This window comes from Galbibacter pacificus (genome assembly GCF_029603165.1).
Lineage (GTDB): Bacteria > Bacteroidota > Bacteroidia > Flavobacteriales > Flavobacteriaceae > Galbibacter > Galbibacter pacificus.
In genome coordinates, this window is record NZ_JAQSVC010000005.1 from 51,734 (window position 1) to 69,727 (window position 17,994).

Genomic DNA, 17,994 nt, shown 5'->3' on the forward strand with positions numbered 1-17,994 from the left:
ATTCGGCTAAAAAGTCAAAACAAGTTGAATAAAGGTATTTTATTTTACCAAACGCTTTACAAACCAAAAGTCTTGTAAACTAAGGTTGATGGTAATTAAATGATAATTTTCTTGAATCAGAATATTGTTTATTTGCCCTTTTTGACCATAGCTGTACGAAATGTTCAATGCAGAACTGTTACGGGCACTCAACGGCAAGCCAAGGCCTGCGGTAATGCTGTAACTGTTTATTTTATTGTTGTTTACGGAAAGATAGCCATCATCAAAATTAAAACCTGCCCGATATGCTATGCGTTGGAAATACTTTGTGTTTCTGGATTTATTGGCATATTCAAGACCAAGGGCATATATGTTTTGATCGGTATATTCACCAATATGGTCGTTTTGCCCGGTTTTTCCCCAATATCTTTTTTGGTAATCGGCGTTGAACAATAAATTTTTATCAAAAAGCGTTGCACTAAATCCTACGCCAAAATGCAAAGGGAGTTCAAAATCATCAGCATTACCTTCAATATTTTCTTCAACGGTTGTACTGTTATAGTCGAGAGTTTTATAGATTGAACGGCTTAGACTTCCGTTAAGGGTTGATGGAAGCTTCAAAATCCCTCCAAGGGAAATATCGTCGGTAATGTCAAATTGGGTTCCTATGCCCAATTGTATACCGGAGTAGGAGGTTTGTTCATTCAAAAGAAAAGAAGAAGTATTAAGGCTAAAGGATTCCTCTTCTTCAATATTGCCAAATAACACGGCGGCATTGAGCCCGATCCTGAATTTTGAAAATGGACTGTAGCCAAAATTAAAACTTAAATCGTTTAATGCACCGGTTCCTTGTGCATTGGTTTTAACGGTTTCGGTAGAACCTTCTATGTTGGTTTCGAGCCCTACCAAAGAATACCCAACATGGCTGTATGGAATAAGGGTTACCCCGGCTCCCATTTTTTCTGTTATGGGAAAAGCAAAGGCAAGGTTTGAAAAGTTGAAACTTGTATTTTTTTCAATGTTAAACTTGTTGGCATAGGTGTTTATCTCGGCTTTTCCACCCAAATCGTATAAAAAATTGTTTTGTAGAATCAGTGCATACGATGCCGGGTTGAGGTTATTGATATACCCAACCGACTTCATGGCAATGCCGCTATAACCCATGGCATTTACCTTGCCAATACTGGTTTGGTTAATTACGCCCAGCCCGTAAAGTGAATAAGGAGAACTTGTTAAACTTTCGGATTGTGCGGTAACTTTGGTAATGATAAGTATAAAAAGAAGGATGCTGTTTTTAGTTTTCGCGGTCATAAACGGTATAAATTAATTGTAACTTAATGGCATTATTGCCGGATTCAGGGCCATTTAATATCATCCTGTCAACGCTGGAAGTGTAATCGGTTGGCAACAGGGCAATAGCTTGATCAGTCTCGGTCTCGTTTGTAAGCAGAAACTCTACATAAGCCCCAATGGGAACGGTATAATAAATTTCGTTAAACTCAAGATTGTTCTTGTTTAAAACCGCCTTTACCGCCGTTCCGTCAGCATATGTAAGTTGAGATGAAAGGACATTGTTCCTATCTGTCAGGTAAAGGTTTAGGGTATCTTTAAGCGATAAATAATCGTTGTAGGTGTCAATGGAAGGATTAATTATCAAAGTGGCTTCCAAAATGGTACCGGTGCCTTCGATATTGTAAAGCGATTTTATGGTCGGAAATTTAATTTGCGTTGTAATTCCGGTCCCGGCTTGTATAAACGTTTTGTTTTCTGAAGTAGTGCTGGGCATGCTTTCTTCTTGATCGGTGAGTTTTTCCAGATATTGATTGGCGTCCTTGGCGGTAATTTGATTAAAAAAGGTAGGATGCTCGCTGCCTTTGTTTATTTTTAAATCGATATAATCTTGAGTGCTTCCGGTTTCTCCGGCAGTAGAATAGAAAAGGCGTATAAAGCAAAGCGTTTCATCGGTTGAAAAGCCTATAATACTGCCACTTTCTCCGCCGGGCCGAAGCGTAATACCTTTTAAAAATGCCTTAAACTCGTCAGTATTGGTAATATTTTTTGTTTGAATTTTATCAAAAATAGTCGCTCCCAAAACGTTGTCCATTTTTATGGAAATGGTGTCGCCCTCCATGGGCCGGGGGTAGTATGCCAACATGCCTATATCTTCATTGCTGTATGCAATATTGCTTGTATTGTAAAAGGCATCTTTTTTCGGTTTTAGCTGTTCGGTTATCTTTTTTATGTGGATTTCGTTTAATTGAAGTGTGTCGTTGTAATAATAACTGTCATATTTCATATACATAACAATACTGTCGTAAACAGCTTCACTATTAATGCTGAAATTTTCAGGGAGCACCTCAAAAAAACTAGCACACGTTATGGTTCCAAACTCTGGATCGTTATAAGACCCAATTAAAATCCTATTGCTGGTTGAAGTAATTAAACTATCAAATTGCATGGTAGAGGTTTCTAGGGAAAGTGTGTCTATTTGTATAACCCTCAATTGGCTATCGGCAAAAGAGTCTCCCACATTAAAATCAGGATCGTAATCACTACTTTCGGTACAAGACAAAACAACCAACATACTTAACAAGCAAACTAAAGAAACAAGGTATCTCATGTATTTTTTTTGGTAAATGTAACTGTGTATTAAAACAGTAAAAACCTTATTCTACTTTCAAGGCGAATGTCTATACCAATTTACGAATATAATCGACGAACAATCTTTGCGCAGTTTGTAGATAAAAATGGCAGATTGGTCTGTTAAAAATACAGGTTGATATATTCCATTTTTGACTCTTTTTCCTTCGTATTAGTTTTACTCCGAAAATGATAATATTGAGTTAATTAATAGAATTATATATGATGAAATTTAGAAAATTGAATTATTTCGCACTGTTGTTGTTTACAACCTTTGTATTTATAGCCTGTTCTTCTGATGATGATGATGATGAAATGGGAAATTGGATGGACCGTTCCATATTCGATGGCAGGCCCCGTAGCGGTTCGTCTGCCTTTACAATTGACGGAATGGGATATATGGGCGTAGGATATGATGGAGATGATTACCTAAACGATTTTTGGAGCTATGATATGGAAGGGAATTACTGGTCGCAAAAAGCAGATTTTCCCGGTGCTCCAAGAAGTGCGGGCGTAGGCTTTGATGTTGATGGCAAGGGATATATAGGTTCTGGTTACGATGGACTTGATGAGCTGGGCGATTTTTATCAGTACGACCCAAAAACAAATACGTGGGTACAAATAGCCAATTTTCCGGGAACGGCCAGACGGAGCGCAACAGCTTTTAGCGTAAATGGATATGGTTATTTTGGAACAGGCTTTGACGGCGACAACGACAGAAAGGACTTTTGGAAATACAGCCCAACTACAAATGCTTGGACAGAAATTGAAGGATATGGTGGCAACAAAAAAAGGGCGGCATCAGCTTTTGTAATAGACAATATGGTATATTTTGGAACAGGAGTTTCAAACGGGGTTTATACCGATGATTTTTGGAAGTTTGACCCATCCACAGAAACATGGGCTAAATTATTGGACCTTGATGAAGAAGATAGCTATGCTATTGCGCGTAGCAATGCTGTAAGCTTTTCTTTAAACGGGTATGGCTATATAGTAAGCGGAGCACAAAATGGGGCTGTAGCCTCTGCTTGGCAATACAACCCACTAAATGACACCTGGGAAGAAGTAACCGGATTTGAAGGCTCGTCCAGGCAAGATGCTATTGCATTTTGTAACGGTAGCAGGGCTTTTGTAGGGCTAGGAAAAACCGGAAGCCTTTACCTCGACGACCTGGATGAGTTTTTCCCGGATATGGAATACGACGATGAAGATTAAAGCAAGGTGTTACTTGCTTGTTTGTTGAGTTTTAAAAGGGGGTGTGGATAGCCCCCTTATAAAAAAATGGGTTTTTTATATGAAGTGGGACAAAACAAAAATAATGATATTGGCAGGTGTTTGTATTTTAATTTTCGGATGGTTTTTTTTAAGCGAAAAACAAGAGGAAAAGCTAAAATATACTGTCATCGATGTAAATGGTGGTTATGGGTACGAAATTACATATAAAGGCACTAGAGTGATACGGCAGGAATATATCCCGGCAATTTCCGCAAAACAACCATTTTTGTCAAAAGATGATGCAAAAAAAACAGCTTCGTTAGTGGTAAACCGGTTAAAAAATAAAAAGGCACCCTATCTCCAAAAAGAAGTGTTGGACAGCTTGCAAATTAAAATTAGGTAAATTAGAAGGATTATATGGAAAACAAGCAGTCCATAAAAAAAGAAATAATACTGCACATATTGGTGTGGTCGTGCCTATATGGGGTAATGCTTTTTCAATCATACAGCCGTACTGGCGTTGTTGATGTGTTTTCTAATTTATCCCCGAGGTTTTTGGTAAACATTGTCTTATTTTACCTTAACTATTATGTATTGGTGCCTTATTTTTTATTGAAAAAAAGAATACTAATTTATGTACTGATTTCGGTTTTTGTAATCCTTGTTTGTAGCTATCTGGTAGATACTTTTTTGCCCCCGGAGTTCCCAATTCCCGGAACAATACCCGGACGCCATTCGGTAATGTCTATTAGGGCCCATTCTCTTGACGGTTTTCCTTTGCAGTTATCAAAAGACGACATAGCAGGAAATATCTATTTTAAATTTAGAATGCTTATCGGGCCAACAATCAATTTGATGTTTTATTTTATTATCGGGGCAATTATTAGGATGTATGTCGAATGGAATAAAAACGAACGCGTCAGGGAAAAAACAGAGCACGAAAAGGTACATTCCGAATTACAATTTTTAAAAACCCAATTGAACCCCCATTTTTTGTTCAATTCGCTAAACGCGGTATATACCTTATCTATAAAAAAATCCTCAGATACGCCCGAAGCCATTTTAAACCTTTCGGAATTGATGAGGTACATGATCTATGAGGCCAATAAAGACATGGTTTCCCTGGAAAAAGAACTAAATTATATACACAATTATATACAACTGCAACGGTTGCGGCTCTCCAACCACGAACGCGTTACCATAAATATATACGGAGATGCTAAGGGAAAGGTAATACGCCCCTTATTGTTTATATCGTTTATAGAAAATGCTTTTAAATATGGAACAGATTATAAAGGGAACACAGAAGTAAAAATAAACATTACCATTAATAACGATAATGTCTTCTTTTTTATAAAAAACAAAATCGGGATAATTAAAAAATCGCCCGACAGTTCCGGTATCGGACTGCAAAATGTTCAAAACCGGTTAAAATTACTATATCCGGGCAGGCACGAACTAAAAATTGAAAATGATGGGGATTATTATTCAATAAGTTTAACTATTTATATTGCTGAAAATGAAATGTATAATAATTGATGATGAACCATTGGCGATAGACCTTATTAAGGAATATTGTAGCAAAATAGATTTTATCGAGCTCGTTGGTATTTATACAAATGCCCTAGATTCCATTTCGATTATAAAGGAAAAGAAGGTCGATCTTATTTTTTCCGACATCGAAATGCCCCAGATTAACGGAATTGACTTTATAAATTCATTAGACAATAAACCGCTGTTTATTTTCACAACGGCATACTCCCAATATGCAGTTGAAGGATTTGAACTCAATGCAGTAGATTATTTGGTAAAACCAATACCCTATCATCGGTTTATAAAAGCTGTATCAAGGGCAAAAGAAATTATAACAAATAGAAGTTTATCAATGACAACCAATGTGTTTCCCTCTACAGGAGAAGAAAAGAAGGCAGAAAATTTTATTTTCATTAAAGCAGATTACGAAAATATAAAAGTAAATATTGAAGAAATTAAATATATTCAAGGGCTAAAAGATTATTTAAAGGTCCATATTCTGGGTACCAACAAACCCATTCTTACCCTGATGAGCTTTAAAGATTTATTGAGCAAATTGCCCGACAGGGATTTTGTAAGGATACACAGGTCTTTTGCCATTAATGTGCACTATATAAAAACAATACAGAAAAATAAAGTAGTAATTGACGATATGAGGATTCCCATTGGCGATAGTTATAAGGAAGATTTTTTTGATAGGTTGGGAATTAAATAGAAAAAGCATAAAAGGCGGGCAGAAAGAAATTTATAAAAAAAAGTATGGTTGGCATGGGTACATTGGTACTCATGCCGGCAACATTATCTGCTTTTCCGGAAGATTTAACGAGTTCGGGCTATAGTACAAACGTGCACCACATAAATCCAGATACATCCAACAAACAAGACAATGTATTTGCCAACAGCTTGGAAAATAATATGCTGGACACTATTACCGGCAATGTTGATAACGGCTATGTGTTGACAAAAATAGTTAATGTTTAGGCATTTATTTTATGGTATGCGTAAAAAGCGTCGGGTTGATTACCAACATGGCCCAGGCCCAATTGTTGGAATTGTCGTTTGGCCTCCCGTCTTTAATCAAGCTCATACTTTCTGAGGCAAACATATGCGAGTAGCCTACTTTAAGGGTAGCAAACTTCATGAGTTTTTGGGTAAATTGCAAGTCTATTTCCGTGCCCAAATAAGCATCGGCATCATTGGCAAGGTCGCCATTGGCACCAAAATAATGTGCAGAAACAAGTAAATCTGATTTTTCTCCTGTTTTCCAGACCACTTTTCCATAAAGATCGTTCAAACCGGCACTATTGGCATAGTTGCCAACATAAAAATAATCCATAAATCCATTATAAGCATGATTGGTACCGTAAAGCGGGAAAAAAGAATTATTGTCGCTCCCACCTTGATCCGATCCGCTCATGGCTTCAAAGCCCAGTGCAAACAATGTGTTTACAGGTTTGTAGCTTGCTTCAAGCATGAATTCGTAGGCACTTAAATCAACATTTACGGGATATGCCTTGCCAAATTGATAGTAAAAACTCCCCGAAATACCGATTACGGAAACAGGAAACTTAAAATAAGAACCTAACGTTTGGGTGTAATAAACGCCATCGGCCTCATCGTCTTCATCAAAATTTTGAAACCCGGTATTCAAAAACAAAAGACTGGCCGATGCTTTCTCCCAACTTTTTTGTGCATAAAGGTATTGCATGGTCTTATAGGTAAAAAAGCCCGGAACATCATATGCGGTACCTTCATTGGATATTTCTGTTTGGCTGAAGGCAAAACCTGCATCGGCCATAAAACCATCGTTTCGGTATTTAATAAGTGCTGCATCATGAAACCTGCCTTGCATGGCCCAGTCTAGGGCCCCAAAAATACGCTCGTTGTCATAAGCAATACTTTGCCGTCCTGCCTTAATGGCCCAATTTTCAGTAATGCTTAGTTCTGCCCAAGCCTGAAATAATGAAAACGAATCGTTTCCGTCTACTGGTGAAGTTTGCCGGGTATCGCCCCATGTGCTTACATCTTGGACGCTCAGCATCAGTTTTAGTTTTTCATCAGTATAATTAAAATTAAGCCTTGAGCGTTGTGTAACAAAGGCCGCTGGGTCTGTATCATCGGGAAAAAGAGAGCCGTATCCATGTCGGTACTCAAATCTTGGACGGAGGTCTGCCGAAAGGTCGAATGTTTGGCTATGAGTAAGTTGTATAAAGCAAAATGTTAAAAATAGGGTAGTGGTTAATTTTTTCATTGGTTTATTTTCTTTTTATGTTAGTTGAGGTAGCTTCTTCATAGGTAGTAATTTAAAAAATATGACAGTTTAAATCGTGCTTTTTAAATCAAAAATAAGTATTCGTGAACAAAATTAAGTATTAATACTTAATTATTTATTCTTTAAAATGAAATTTATACCTATTTTTGATGTAATAATTTATTAAAGATAAATGATTTCCGTATATGAAGCGCTTCAGATTGTATTTCAACAAAGTATTGCAGCTACAATAACAGAAGCATCAATTATAAATGCAGAAGGACATGTGCTGGCCGAAGATGTTCATGCGCCTATTTCGCTGCCGCCTTTTCAACAATCGGCTATGGATGGTTTTGCGGTCAAGCTTACATCAGAAGAAAACTATAAAATTGTAGGCTGTGTCCAAGCAGGGGATATAAGTGATATAATTTTAAAAGAAGGAGAGGCCGTGCGTATTTATACTGGTGCAAAAGTTCCATTTTCGGCCGATGCCGTACTGATGGCGGAACATGTAGTTGAAAAAAACGGATATATAAAACAAGCCAGGCCATATACCGGTAAAACCAATATCAAGCTTGCGGGCGAACAGGTAAAAAAAGGAGACCTGGCCATACCAAAAAATACCTTGCTTAATAGCTCGGCACTGGCATATGCGGCCGCTTTGGGGCTTGACAGGGTAAAAGTGTACAAACGCCCAGATGTAGCCTTGCTAATAACCGGAAACGAGGTTCAGCCGCCCGGCGATAAGCTTGAGGAAGGTAAAATTTATGACAGTAATTCCATAATGCTTCAATTGTTACTAAGAAAATTGGGGATAAAAACCATTCGGTGTTTTTATGTTTCTGATGAAATGGACGATACGCTGCATAAGTTAAAAGAAGCTATTGAAAATTACGATATATTGATAGCTTCCGGAGGAGTTTCGGTGGGAGATTACGATTTAATGGAACGGGCATTTGAAACATTGGGAGTAATGCAACATTTTTATAAAATAAACCAAAAACCAGGAAAGCCTATTTATTTCGGCACCAAAGAAAAAACCATTCTTTTTGGGCTTCCGGGCAATCCTGCCGCTTGTTTTATTAATTTTCAGGTATATGTGGTTGCGGCCATACAAAAGGCAATGAATTGCAAAGAAAGAGGGTTTAAAAAGGCTGTTTTAAAGGAAAGTATAGAAAATTCCAACGGAAAATCGCTTTTTTTGCGTGGAAACAAAACTGTTGACGGTATAGAGATACATAAAAACCAAAGTTCTTCCATGCTGGTTAGCTTAATAAAAACAGATGTTTTGGTGTATGTTCCAGCAGATACCGCTTGCATAGAAAAAGGCAAAGAAGTTCTTTATCTGGATATTCTTCAGTAAATTTATATTTTCAAATAAAATTAATTTAATGACAGTTCATAAAAAGAAAACGGTCTTTATGGAAGGGGCAATTTCTCCAGAATTTATAGCCAATTCAATAGCCAAGCATCAATCAAAACACGGTATTGGCGCGCACAATATTTTTTTGGGGCAGGTACGTGCCGATGTTATTGAAGAAAAAAAAGTTTCGGCCATTGAATATTCATGCTATAGGAAAATGGCCGAAGAGAAATTACACGAAATCAGGGAGGAGGCTTTTAAGAGGTTTAATTTAACCTGTATGCACACATACCATAGCCTGGGCAAAGTAAATGTAGGCGAAATTTGTTTTTTTGTATTTGTTTCGGCTGAAAGGAGAAAGGAAGTCTATGCTGCTACCGAAGCCATTGTAAATATGATAAAAGAACAGGTTCCTATCTTTGGAAAGGAAATCTTTGAGGACAAAACCCATCAATGGAAAAAAAACAGTTAAGGAGATTGGATACAATGGTGAAGAACAAAAGAAATACAAAGGCAAAGGAGTTAATACTGGAAACCATAAAAAATGCTTCAACGGCGGTAAACAAGGACATTATACAAGAAGAAATTGGTAATGTAATAGACAGGGCAACCATATACCGGGTGCTCAACAGTTTTTATGACGACGGGATTGTGCATAAAATATTGGGAGACGACGGAAAACAGTATTATGCCTATTGCATTAACTGTGGCGAAAAGAAGCACCTGCACAGTCATTTTCATTTTCGGTGTCTAAACTGCGGAAAAGTAGAATGCCTGCCTAATGAAATTGACGTTAAACTGCCCAAAGGTTACCAATCTGTAAATTTTAATGGTTTTATTTCTGGTTATTGCAACCAATGCAGCAAGGACGAATAGCTATTTACTTATCATAAGGAAACTTCCGTGTAGACTTGCGCATCATGGCTTCAATAATGTCGTAGGTGTTTTTCCCCGATTTACGTGTAATTACCTTTTCGTATTTCCAAAGAAGTTTTCCGGTGGCGCCATCACTTAATTTAATGGCAATCCGCCCATAATCTGAAGTACCGGAGATAAAGGACATGAAGTCAAAATCGGTAGAGACGCCTTCTGAAATTAATGCGTTTAAGGTTAGGTCGCCCGAAATAAGCGCATCGACCCCTAAAATTTTGCACAAATCCTGAGTGGTATATATATCGAGGTTCAGTAAATCGATGCCTTCTTTTGCCAATAGGGCATTTGTGTTTTTTATATCCTGAAATTCAATACGGTAATCTTTTCGTTTGTGTCTTTTTAAAAAATAGCTTTCCAATGCATTTTGTGCTTCGTAGCCTTCCTTTTCCTGAAGTTTTTTTAATTGTTCCGCGGTCAAGTTTTTATTGTCCAGTTCCAGCCGGGCTTCAAAAGGAACAATGGCCACGGTTTTATGGTCTTTGCTAAGTTCTTTAAAAGATTCGCTTTGATAAATGGTTTTTTGGCCAAAACCAAGGGCACTCATCATCAATACAATTAAAAATATATGTTTTTTCATTAAAATGCTATTTCACAGAATCCTGTTTTGCTGTATTTGTTTTATTAATTTCTAATTAAATGAATAGCTGGTTAAAATTTTAATCCGGCCTTAATATTAAAAATCCTTCCGGTCATGTAGTTTGGTATGGCGTATTGTGTATTGGTGTAATAATCGTCTACCCATGTATTGGTAATCGAGTTTTGGACATCAAAAATATTGAAAATCTCGAAGCCCACATGAATTTCTTCAAATTTATTGTTCCAATTGCTGTTTTTAACTTTTTGTTTACGGTCTAGCAATATATAATTAATGCCAACGTCCATTCTTTTGTAATCGGGAAGTCGCAATTGGTAATCGTACGGGTCGGCATAATCGGGGCTTCCACCGGGCAGCCCAGTATTGTACACTCCGTTTAGGTACAGTTTTACATTGGGGATACTTGGTATATAATCTTGGAAAAGTACTGCAAATTTTAGGCGCTGGTCCGTTGGCCTTGGAATATAACCGCGGTTGTCTATGTTTTCCTCGGTTTTTAAGTAGCCAAAGCTAAACCACGATTGGGTACCGGGAACAAACTCGCCGTTCAGCCTAAAATCCAATCCATAAGCATAAGCCACGGCATTGTTTGCTGCTTCATACCGAATGCGCACATTTTCGAGCGTGTAGGGGTTTACATCATTTAAATATTTATAATACGCTTCCGAAGTTAGTTTAAAAGGACGGTCCCAAAGCTTAAAGCTGTAATCGTGCCCCAATACAATATGATATGATTTTTGTGCTTTTACAAAAGGGTTAACATGCCCGGTGCTATCACGCATTTCCCTATAAAATGGGGGTTGTTGGTAAAGCCCCCCGGCCAGACGGAAAAGCATGTCCTTTTTCCAGTTTGGTTTTATGGCAACCTGCATTCTGGGGCTTACCACAAATTGAGAGTTTGAGTCGATACTGTCTCCGGAGACATTCCAAAAGTGCCCTCTTATTCCAGCATTGAGCCATACCTTGTTTTCTCCCAAAAAAACATACCTGCTCCATTGCATAAACCCCATAAGTCTGTTGTTGGTTACATTATTATCGGCTTTTAGGGCATGCAATGGCGGAATGTTCCAGTTGTACGGGGAGTTTAAGTCAACGGTGTCTACTGTTACGGTATCCACGGTTTCGTACTCTTTCAAATGGTCCTTAAAATTCTCTAAAGTATATTTTATGCCCCATTCTATGGTGGTGTTCTCTTTTTCGTAAAACCCTTTATGCTGTATATTAAAAATGGTAGCATTTAGTTTGTTGTTGGCATATTCATATTGTCGGCCAATGTTTTGGTATTCTTCAACCAGTCCGCCCATGACAGTGTCTATTTCCCCCATGCTATAACGGCCTGCAATATTGTAATATTCCTTTTCCTTGGTATGATATAAAGAACCAATAAATTTTAACGATGTATTTTGATTAACCTGATAAACCCCCTTTAAGGCTCCAAAAGTCGTTTTATAGCTGTCTTCTTCATTTCCCCTGTAATCAACCCTGACCGAAACCGGGTCGTCTATGGTGCCAAAAGTGGTTTGTCGGGTTTCTGGCTGATAATCATATTCGTTTAACGATAAATTTCCAAGGAAATGAAGCTGGAACTTCCCCGACAGCCTGTAGGTTAAAAAAGTTTGCGCATCGGCAAATATAGGGTTGTAATTGGTTTCGGTGTCTTTGCTATTAACCAAAAGGCTGTTGTTCCTGTACCTAACACCGCTTAAAGTTGTAAAACGCTTGTTTTTAGAGGTGGTCCCCAAATACGCACTTCCTCCAAGCAAACTTATGTCCACGCCGCCCATTAATTCTGAAGGGGTTCTGTAGGTAACATCGAGTACCGACGATAATTTGTCTCCATATTTGGCCTGAAAGCCGCCCGCAGAAAAATCAATATCTTGGATAAGGTCTGTATTGATAAAACTCATACCTTCTTGCTGACCGGAACGAACGAGGAAAGGCCGGTAAATTTCAAACTCGTTAACATATACCAGATTCTCGTCGTAATTCCCGCCCCTTACGGCATATTGCGTACTCAATTCGTTGTTTGAGTTAACGCCCGGAAGCGATTTTAAAATGTTTTCCACCCCGGCATTGGCCCCAGGAATCGTCCTGACGATTTCGGGATCGATATTTTGAATGCCCTCAACGGTTTTTTTATTTTTTGAAGAAACCACCACTTCCCCTATTTGTTTGATCTGCGTTTCCATTATCGGGTTAAACTCCATGTCTTCCCCGTTTTCCAATTGAACGGACAATACAATTTCTTCAAATGAAATATGGGTAAAATGAAGCGTAACATCCTTATTTGCTGGGACTATTACCTTATAAAAGCCGTTAGAATTGGTTTTTACCCCTTTTTCTGAAACGATTACCGATACGTTTTCAATGGGCATATTCGAATTGTCAAGAACAATACCCCGAATGGTAGCGGTTTGGCTATAAAATAGGTTTACGGTCAAGAAAAACAGTAAAAAAAGGATATTAGGCTTGATTTTCAATACACTAAAGTTTATTTACGGTAAAAAACAGCATTAAAAGTAGTATTATTTCCAACATTATCGGTAACAAATACTTCTAAATAATTTGCCGAATCTTTAAAATCGATGTCGTTTAAATCATACGTAAGTGTATTGTCTTTATATTCGTATTCCATTAATATCCATTCGCCGTTTATGGTTGCCCGGTATGAATTAATGCCGCTTAAATCGTCATGAATTTCCAGCTTTATATTGCCGAAATTAGAAAGCCACTGCCCGTCCCTAAAGTTAGAGGGCCTTACGGTGGGAGATATGGTATCTTTCATAACGGTAAACCTGCCAAGGTCTCTTGTACGGGTGCTTAAAATGTTTCCTTTTCTGTAGGTATGCTCATACGAGGGGCGGTCGTCTTCATCTAAATGCGCTATAAATAATTTGCTTATATCGTCTTCGTTTAAACGGTTTATGTCCATACTGATCGTGTAATTGCTTTTTACGGCAACACTTTCGTTGTGTATGGAAATACTGTCCCCGGTTCCTTTAAGGTCTATAAAAAAATCGTGGTAAAAAGTATTTGCCGGAAAAAATGCGGTCGCATCTCCCACTTTGTAGATGTTGTCGCGGGCAGCGATGAGGTATTTTCCCGTATTCGCATCATCTTTTTTATGGATAAGTTCTTGTTTCTTGCCTTCAACTGGAACAATTATGGTGCTTGTATTTCCAGCAAAATCAGACACTTCCATTACAATTTGGTACGACAGGCCTTCCGCAATGGGAATTATGCCCTCATCGTTTCTTTTTTTATAGATGCTAAGTTTGTTATAGGGTTCTATGTAGCATTTTTGTATTCTTTTATTGTCTTCAATATAGGTTGGGTAATCTATCAAGGTGTTTATGTACCTACTTTCGTTAAAAGAAAAAGTTTCAAAATCGTATTCAAAATTAAGCGTGCCATTTACGGTTAAACATACTTTGTATGCTCCGTTTTTATTATAGGCCATATCAAGCTGGTCGTATGTTTCCACTCCAAGGCCAATGTTTCCGCTGGCAGTTATTTTATTGGCCAGATACGTTCCGTCTGCTTGTTTTACAAGTTGCAATTCTGTTCGCTTGTTTCCGTTGTTAATAATAGCGCCGTTGGCAAGCGGGTATGCATAAACCCCAAGGATGCGCGGTGCCTTTGTATCTTTTACCTCGTACCCAAACAATAACGGGTTTATGGGTTTGGCCGCACTGTCGCGAATTTCAAAATGTAAATGCGGTCCGCCACTGCCGCCCGTATTTCCACTAAAGGCAATGATATCCCCTTTTTTAAGCGGAAACTCGTTGCTTTCGGGAAAAAGTTCAATTTCGTATGATTGGTTTTTGTATTGATGCTTTTTTACATAGGCTTCAATTTCGGGTGAAAAACGTTGTAAATGCCCGTAAACCGACGTGTAACCGTTTGGATGCGTTACATAGATGGCTTTTCCGTAACCATAATGCTGAATTTTAATCCTTGAAACATATCCATTGGCCACGGCATGAACATCCAGGCCTTCCCGTTGCTGTGTTTTTATATCCATGCCCGAATGAAAATGATTGGAGCGCAATTCGCCAAAAGTCCCCGCCAATACTATGGGGATATCCAATGGCGAACGAAAATAATTCTCAGGGTAACTGGTTTGGGCATAAATAAATTGGGAAAATAAAATACTACAAATAAAAAAATACCGCATGGGAAAATTGTTATGCTGCTAAATTAAAGAATTGATAATTAAACGAGAAAAAACTACTCTTAAAACGCAAATTTCGTTATATTAGTTTATTAAAAGAAATTTTTGCAAACTATTGTGAGGTATGTAAAGGTGTCTTAACTTTGTAAAGATATGTGTTGAACATTGCATGTATGAGCGAAATTATAGAAATTGTTGATTCTCTGGAGAATAAGATTGGTCAGTTGCTTAAAAAGTTGAAGCAACAACAAGAGGTCAATCGGCAATTAAAAGAAGAATTGGCGGTTTCTAAAAATGAAAATAAGGATTTAGCACTTTCCGTTACCCAATGGGAAGAAAAATATGAATCGCTCAAGCTAGCAAATTCAATGCTTGGCAGTAATCAAAGTAAAACAGAAGCTAAGCTTAAAATAAATACTTTAATCCGTGAAATTGATCAGTGTATCGCTCAACTATCGGAATAAATTGTTCTAACAATGGGAGGAAAGCTTAAAATCAAAATATCTATTGCAGACAGGGTATATCCCCTAACGGTAGCGCCAGAACAGGAAGAAGGATTAAGAAAGGCAGCAAAGAGCATAGATGCATTGATCAAGCAATTCGAACAGAATTATGCCGTAAGGGACAAACAGGACGTGTTGGCAATGTGTGCCCTGCAATTTGCCTCCAAAGTAGAACAAAAAGGTATTGATAAGGAAAATATAAACGAAGAAATGAACGAGCGGTTAAAAAAATTGGACGCTCTTGTTTCTGGGCATTTAAGCTAAAAAAATAGAATGTTCTTTTAAATAATATAATGTTACTGCCTACATTGGTTGCATTTTTTTGACAAACTCAACAAGTATTAATTAAAAAAGGTGAGTTCAAATTGTAAAAGCATGCCGCTCCTCTGATTAATTTCAGGACTTAGGAACCGCGGACCCTTGATCAGTTTGGTAGCCTTAAACCTGTTTTATGGAGTTTGTACAAAACTTCAATGCCAATGTAGGCTTTTTTTTTAAATATATGTAAAGATGGATAATACTACACTATCAATAATTGTTGGAGTAATAAGTATAATAGTTGGGTTTATAATAGCCAAGGTTCTTGAGAAGAACAATGCAACAAAAATGATCTCCGGGGCAAAAAAAGAAGCCCAGAAAATATTGAAAGAGGCAAAAACAGAAGGCGAAAGCATTAAAAAAGATAAGATACTGCAAGCCAAGGAAAAGTTTTTAGAGCTCAAGGCAGAACACGAAAAAGTGATTATTGCAAAAGATAAAAAGATAGCCGAGGCCGAAAAAAGAACCCGTGATAAAGAGTCGCAGGTATCTAGCGAACTGGCAAAAAACAAGAAGGCCAATACCGAACTGGAGGCCAAGAGCAAGGATTACGATTTTAGGCTGGACTTTCTAGATAAAAAACAGGGCGAAATAGAAAAGCTCCATAAAAGTCAAATCGAGCAATTAGAAGTTATCTCAGGGCTTTCTGCGGAAGAGGCCAAAAGCCAATTGGTAGAATCTTTAAAGACAGAGGCAAGGAGCGATGCCATGACGTATATCCAAAATACCATGGAAGAAGCCAAATTAACCGCCCAGCAAGAAGCCAAAAAAGTTATTGTAAACACCATTCAGCGTATCGGTACCGAAGAAGCCATAGACAATTGTGTGTCTGTGTTCAATTTAGAGTCGGATGATGTAAAAGGCCGTATTATTGGCCGTGAAGGAAGAAATATCAGGGCGCTCGAATCTGCAACAGGTGTAGAAATTATAGTAGACGATACCCCAGAAGCCATTATTCTTTCGTGTTTCGACTCGGTAAGAAGGGAAATAGCAAGGTTGTCGCTCCACCGTTTGGTAACCGATGGAAGAATACACCCGGCACGTATTGAAGAAGTGGTTAAAAAGACCAAAAAACAAATTGAAGAAGAGATTATTGAAGTAGGAAAACGTACGGTAATCGATTTGGGGATTCATGGACTGCATCCAGAACTCATTAAGGCCGTAGGTAGAATGAAGTACCGTTCTTCTTATGGACAAAACTTATTGCAGCACTCAAGGGAAGTGGCAAAACTTTGTAGCGTTATGGCCGCAGAACTTGGCATTAATGCCAAACTTGCCAAAAGAGCAGGATTGTTGCACGATATTGGTAAAGTACCCGAAACCGAGATAGAAACCCCTCATGCCATCCTTGGAATGGAGTGGGCCGAGAAATATGGCGAAAAGCCAGATGTATGTAATGCCATTGGGGCCCACCACGACGAAATAGAAATGAAAACCTTATTGGCGCCAATAGTCCAAGTGTGCGATGCCATAAGCGGTGCAAGGCCAGGTGCAAGGCGCCAGGTGCTGGATTCTTACATACAGCGTTTAAAAGATCTGGAAGAAATTGCTTTTGGCTTTACAGGAGTTAAAAAAGCTTATGCAATCCAGGCAGGAAGGGAATTGCGCGTAATTGTAGAAAGCGAAAAAGTAAGCGACGATAAAGCTTCTGAACTATCGTTTGAGATATCCCAAAAAATTCAAACAGACATGACGTATCCTGGTCAGGTAAAAATTACGGTTATCAGGGAGACAAGAGCCGTGAATATAGCAAAATAATTTTTTTGTTGTAGAAAATAAATTTAACAAAAAATATTCTCTTATTATAGATTATATGTTTATATTAGTGCCATAAACTATATAATATTATAATCTTATGAAAAAATTACTATTACTATTTATTGTTATTATGGCGGGTGCCTACTCGGCTCAAGCACAGGAAAAAGGAAAATTTAGAGTAGGCCTGGATATAGGCTACGCAGCTGCTTCAGGTGGAGGTGGAATGTTGTTTGATATTGAGCCCAAATACAATATCGCCGATAATATGAACGTAGGTTTAAGAATTGCCGGAGCCGCCACTGCAAGGGACGTAAATGGAAAAGATGCCAAAGTTTCTACTTCTTCCTCTTATTTAGGTACGTATGATTATTATTTTCATAATGGCTCTAGTTCTTTCGCACCTTTTCTTGGTGCCGGTGTAGGATATTATGGATTGTCCAGTATCGGGTTTGATAATAGTGATGCTGAAATTGATGTTTCAGGAAAATTTGGAGGAATGGTCCGTGGTGGTTTTGAAGTTGGAAAATTCAGGCTTGGACTTGAATACAACATCATTCCTAAAACAAAATCAGAAGGTTTTTCTATAACAGATGACGGATCAAGCGTTGAAGTTGGTTCTGTTGAAATTAAGAATAGCTACTTTGGTGTTTCCGTTGGTTTCTACTTTGGTGGCGGAAAATGGAAAAGATAATTTCATAATAGATAGATTTTTATTTAAAATGGGGTCCGGTA

Annotated in this window: 18 protein-coding genes and 1 other RNA gene; 13 read left to right on the forward strand and 6 right to left on the reverse strand. The window is 38.0% G+C overall.

Annotation, left to right across the window (positions count from 1 at the left end; genetic code table 11):
- Positions 1 to 39: 39 nt before the first annotated feature.
- Both bamG and PSF86_RS13615 read right to left on the reverse strand, forming a co-directional pair.
- On the reverse strand, positions 40 to 1,290 hold the full coding sequence (gene bamG, locus PSF86_RS13610; RefSeq protein WP_277900643.1) for a BamG family beta-barrel-assembly machinery protein: 1,251 nt from the start codon (positions 1,288 to 1,290) through the stop codon (positions 40 to 42).
- The gene (locus PSF86_RS13615) at positions 1,274 to 2,599 is read right to left on the reverse strand and encodes a DUF4270 family protein (RefSeq protein WP_277900644.1); all 1,326 of its coding nucleotides are present in this window, start codon (positions 2,597 to 2,599) and stop codon (positions 1,274 to 1,276) included. Before PSF86_RS13615 ends, bamG begins: the two co-directional genes overlap by 17 nt.
- 242 nt (positions 2,600 to 2,841) lie before the next feature.
- Between PSF86_RS13615 and PSF86_RS13620 the strand changes: the two genes are divergently transcribed.
- The 5 genes from PSF86_RS13620 (at position 2,842) to PSF86_RS13640 (ending at position 6,348) form a co-directional block, all read left to right on the forward strand.
- Complete coding sequence (locus tag PSF86_RS13620; protein ID WP_338424035.1) at positions 2,842 to 3,834, forward strand: Kelch repeat-containing protein; 993 nt, start codon at positions 2,842 to 2,844, stop codon at positions 3,832 to 3,834.
- Positions 3,835 to 3,913: 79 nt separating this feature from the next.
- Positions 3,914 to 4,237 carry a DUF4907 domain-containing protein gene (locus PSF86_RS13625; RefSeq protein WP_277900645.1) on the forward strand — a complete coding sequence of 108 codons (324 nt, stop codon included), beginning with the start codon at positions 3,914 to 3,916 and terminating at the stop codon, positions 4,235 to 4,237.
- Positions 4,238 to 4,251: 14 nt separating this feature from the next.
- On the forward strand, positions 4,252 to 5,373 hold the full coding sequence (locus PSF86_RS13630; RefSeq protein WP_277900646.1) for a sensor histidine kinase: 1,122 nt from the start codon (positions 4,252 to 4,254) through the stop codon (positions 5,371 to 5,373).
- Positions 5,354 to 6,082, forward strand: a complete 729-nt coding sequence (locus tag PSF86_RS13635) for a LytR/AlgR family response regulator transcription factor (protein WP_277900647.1) — start codon at positions 5,354 to 5,356, stop codon at positions 6,080 to 6,082. The genes PSF86_RS13630 and PSF86_RS13635 overlap by 20 nt, the downstream gene beginning before the upstream one ends.
- A 53-nt stretch (positions 6,083 to 6,135) precedes the next feature.
- Positions 6,136 to 6,348: a peptidase associated/transthyretin-like domain-containing protein gene (locus PSF86_RS13640; protein WP_277900648.1), complete on the forward strand. Its 213-nt coding sequence runs from the start codon at positions 6,136 to 6,138 to the stop codon at positions 6,346 to 6,348.
- Positions 6,349 to 6,352: 4 nt separating this feature from the next.
- On the opposite strand, the gene PSF86_RS13645 is transcribed toward PSF86_RS13640, so the two are convergent.
- Entirely contained in the window at positions 6,353 to 7,618 is a 1,266-nt protein-coding gene (locus tag PSF86_RS13645) for an alginate export family protein (protein ID WP_277900649.1), read from the reverse strand.
- A 193-nt stretch (positions 7,619 to 7,811) separates the two neighbouring features.
- Between PSF86_RS13645 and PSF86_RS13650 the strand changes: the two genes are divergently transcribed.
- The 3 genes from PSF86_RS13650 to PSF86_RS13660 are packed head-to-tail and all read left to right on the forward strand — an operon-like array spanning position 7,812 to position 9,857.
- Positions 7,812 to 8,981: a molybdopterin molybdotransferase MoeA gene (locus PSF86_RS13650; protein ID WP_277900650.1), complete on the forward strand. Its 1,170-nt coding sequence runs from the start codon at positions 7,812 to 7,814 to the stop codon at positions 8,979 to 8,981.
- Positions 8,982 to 9,009: 28 nt separating this feature from the next.
- Positions 9,010 to 9,453 carry a molybdenum cofactor biosynthesis protein MoaE gene (locus tag PSF86_RS13655; protein WP_277900651.1) on the forward strand — a complete coding sequence of 148 codons (444 nt, stop codon included), beginning with the start codon at positions 9,010 to 9,012 and terminating at the stop codon, positions 9,451 to 9,453.
- Positions 9,435 to 9,857: a Fur family transcriptional regulator gene (locus PSF86_RS13660; protein ID WP_277900652.1), complete on the forward strand. Its 423-nt coding sequence runs from the start codon at positions 9,435 to 9,437 to the stop codon at positions 9,855 to 9,857. The genes PSF86_RS13655 and PSF86_RS13660 overlap by 19 nt, the downstream gene beginning before the upstream one ends.
- Before the next feature lie 4 nt (positions 9,858 to 9,861).
- On the opposite strand, the gene PSF86_RS13665 is transcribed toward PSF86_RS13660, so the two are convergent.
- The 3 genes from PSF86_RS13665 to PSF86_RS13675 all read right to left on the reverse strand — a co-directional run bounded on the left by PSF86_RS13665 (position 9,862) and on the right by PSF86_RS13675 (position 14,686).
- Complete coding sequence (locus tag PSF86_RS13665; protein WP_277900653.1) at positions 9,862 to 10,491, reverse strand: hypothetical protein; 630 nt, start codon at positions 10,489 to 10,491, stop codon at positions 9,862 to 9,864.
- 71 nt (positions 10,492 to 10,562) lie between these two features.
- A complete protein-coding gene (locus PSF86_RS13670) occupies positions 10,563 to 12,989 on the reverse strand; it encodes a TonB-dependent receptor (RefSeq protein WP_338424036.1) in 2,427 nt (808 codons plus the stop codon).
- A gap of 11 nt (positions 12,990 to 13,000) precedes the next feature.
- A complete protein-coding gene (locus PSF86_RS13675) occupies positions 13,001 to 14,686 on the reverse strand; it encodes a M23 family metallopeptidase (protein ID WP_277900654.1) in 1,686 nt (561 codons plus the stop codon).
- Between the two features lie 170 nt (positions 14,687 to 14,856).
- Here PSF86_RS13675 and PSF86_RS13680 point away from each other — a divergent pair, with 170 nt between their 5' ends.
- The 5 genes from PSF86_RS13680 (at position 14,857) to PSF86_RS13700 (ending at position 17,953) form a co-directional block, all read left to right on the forward strand.
- Positions 14,857 to 15,147, forward strand: coding sequence for a coiled-coil domain-containing protein (locus PSF86_RS13680; RefSeq protein WP_277900655.1), 291 nt, complete (start codon positions 14,857 to 14,859; stop codon positions 15,145 to 15,147).
- A gap of 12 nt (positions 15,148 to 15,159) precedes the next feature.
- Complete coding sequence (locus PSF86_RS13685) at positions 15,160 to 15,450, forward strand: cell division protein ZapA (RefSeq protein WP_277900656.1); 291 nt, start codon at positions 15,160 to 15,162, stop codon at positions 15,448 to 15,450.
- 65 nt (positions 15,451 to 15,515) lie between these two features.
- Positions 15,516 to 15,646: non-coding RNA, 6S RNA (ssrS, locus tag PSF86_RS13690), on the forward strand.
- A gap of 50 nt (positions 15,647 to 15,696) precedes the next feature.
- Positions 15,697 to 17,262: a ribonuclease Y gene (rny, locus tag PSF86_RS13695; RefSeq protein WP_277900657.1), complete on the forward strand. Its 1,566-nt coding sequence runs from the start codon at positions 15,697 to 15,699 to the stop codon at positions 17,260 to 17,262.
- Between the two features lie 97 nt (positions 17,263 to 17,359).
- Positions 17,360 to 17,953 (forward strand): outer membrane beta-barrel protein, encoded by a 594-nt coding sequence (locus PSF86_RS13700; RefSeq protein WP_277900658.1) that lies wholly within the window; start codon positions 17,360 to 17,362, stop codon positions 17,951 to 17,953.
- The last annotated feature ends 41 nt before the right edge of the window (positions 17,954 to 17,994 follow it).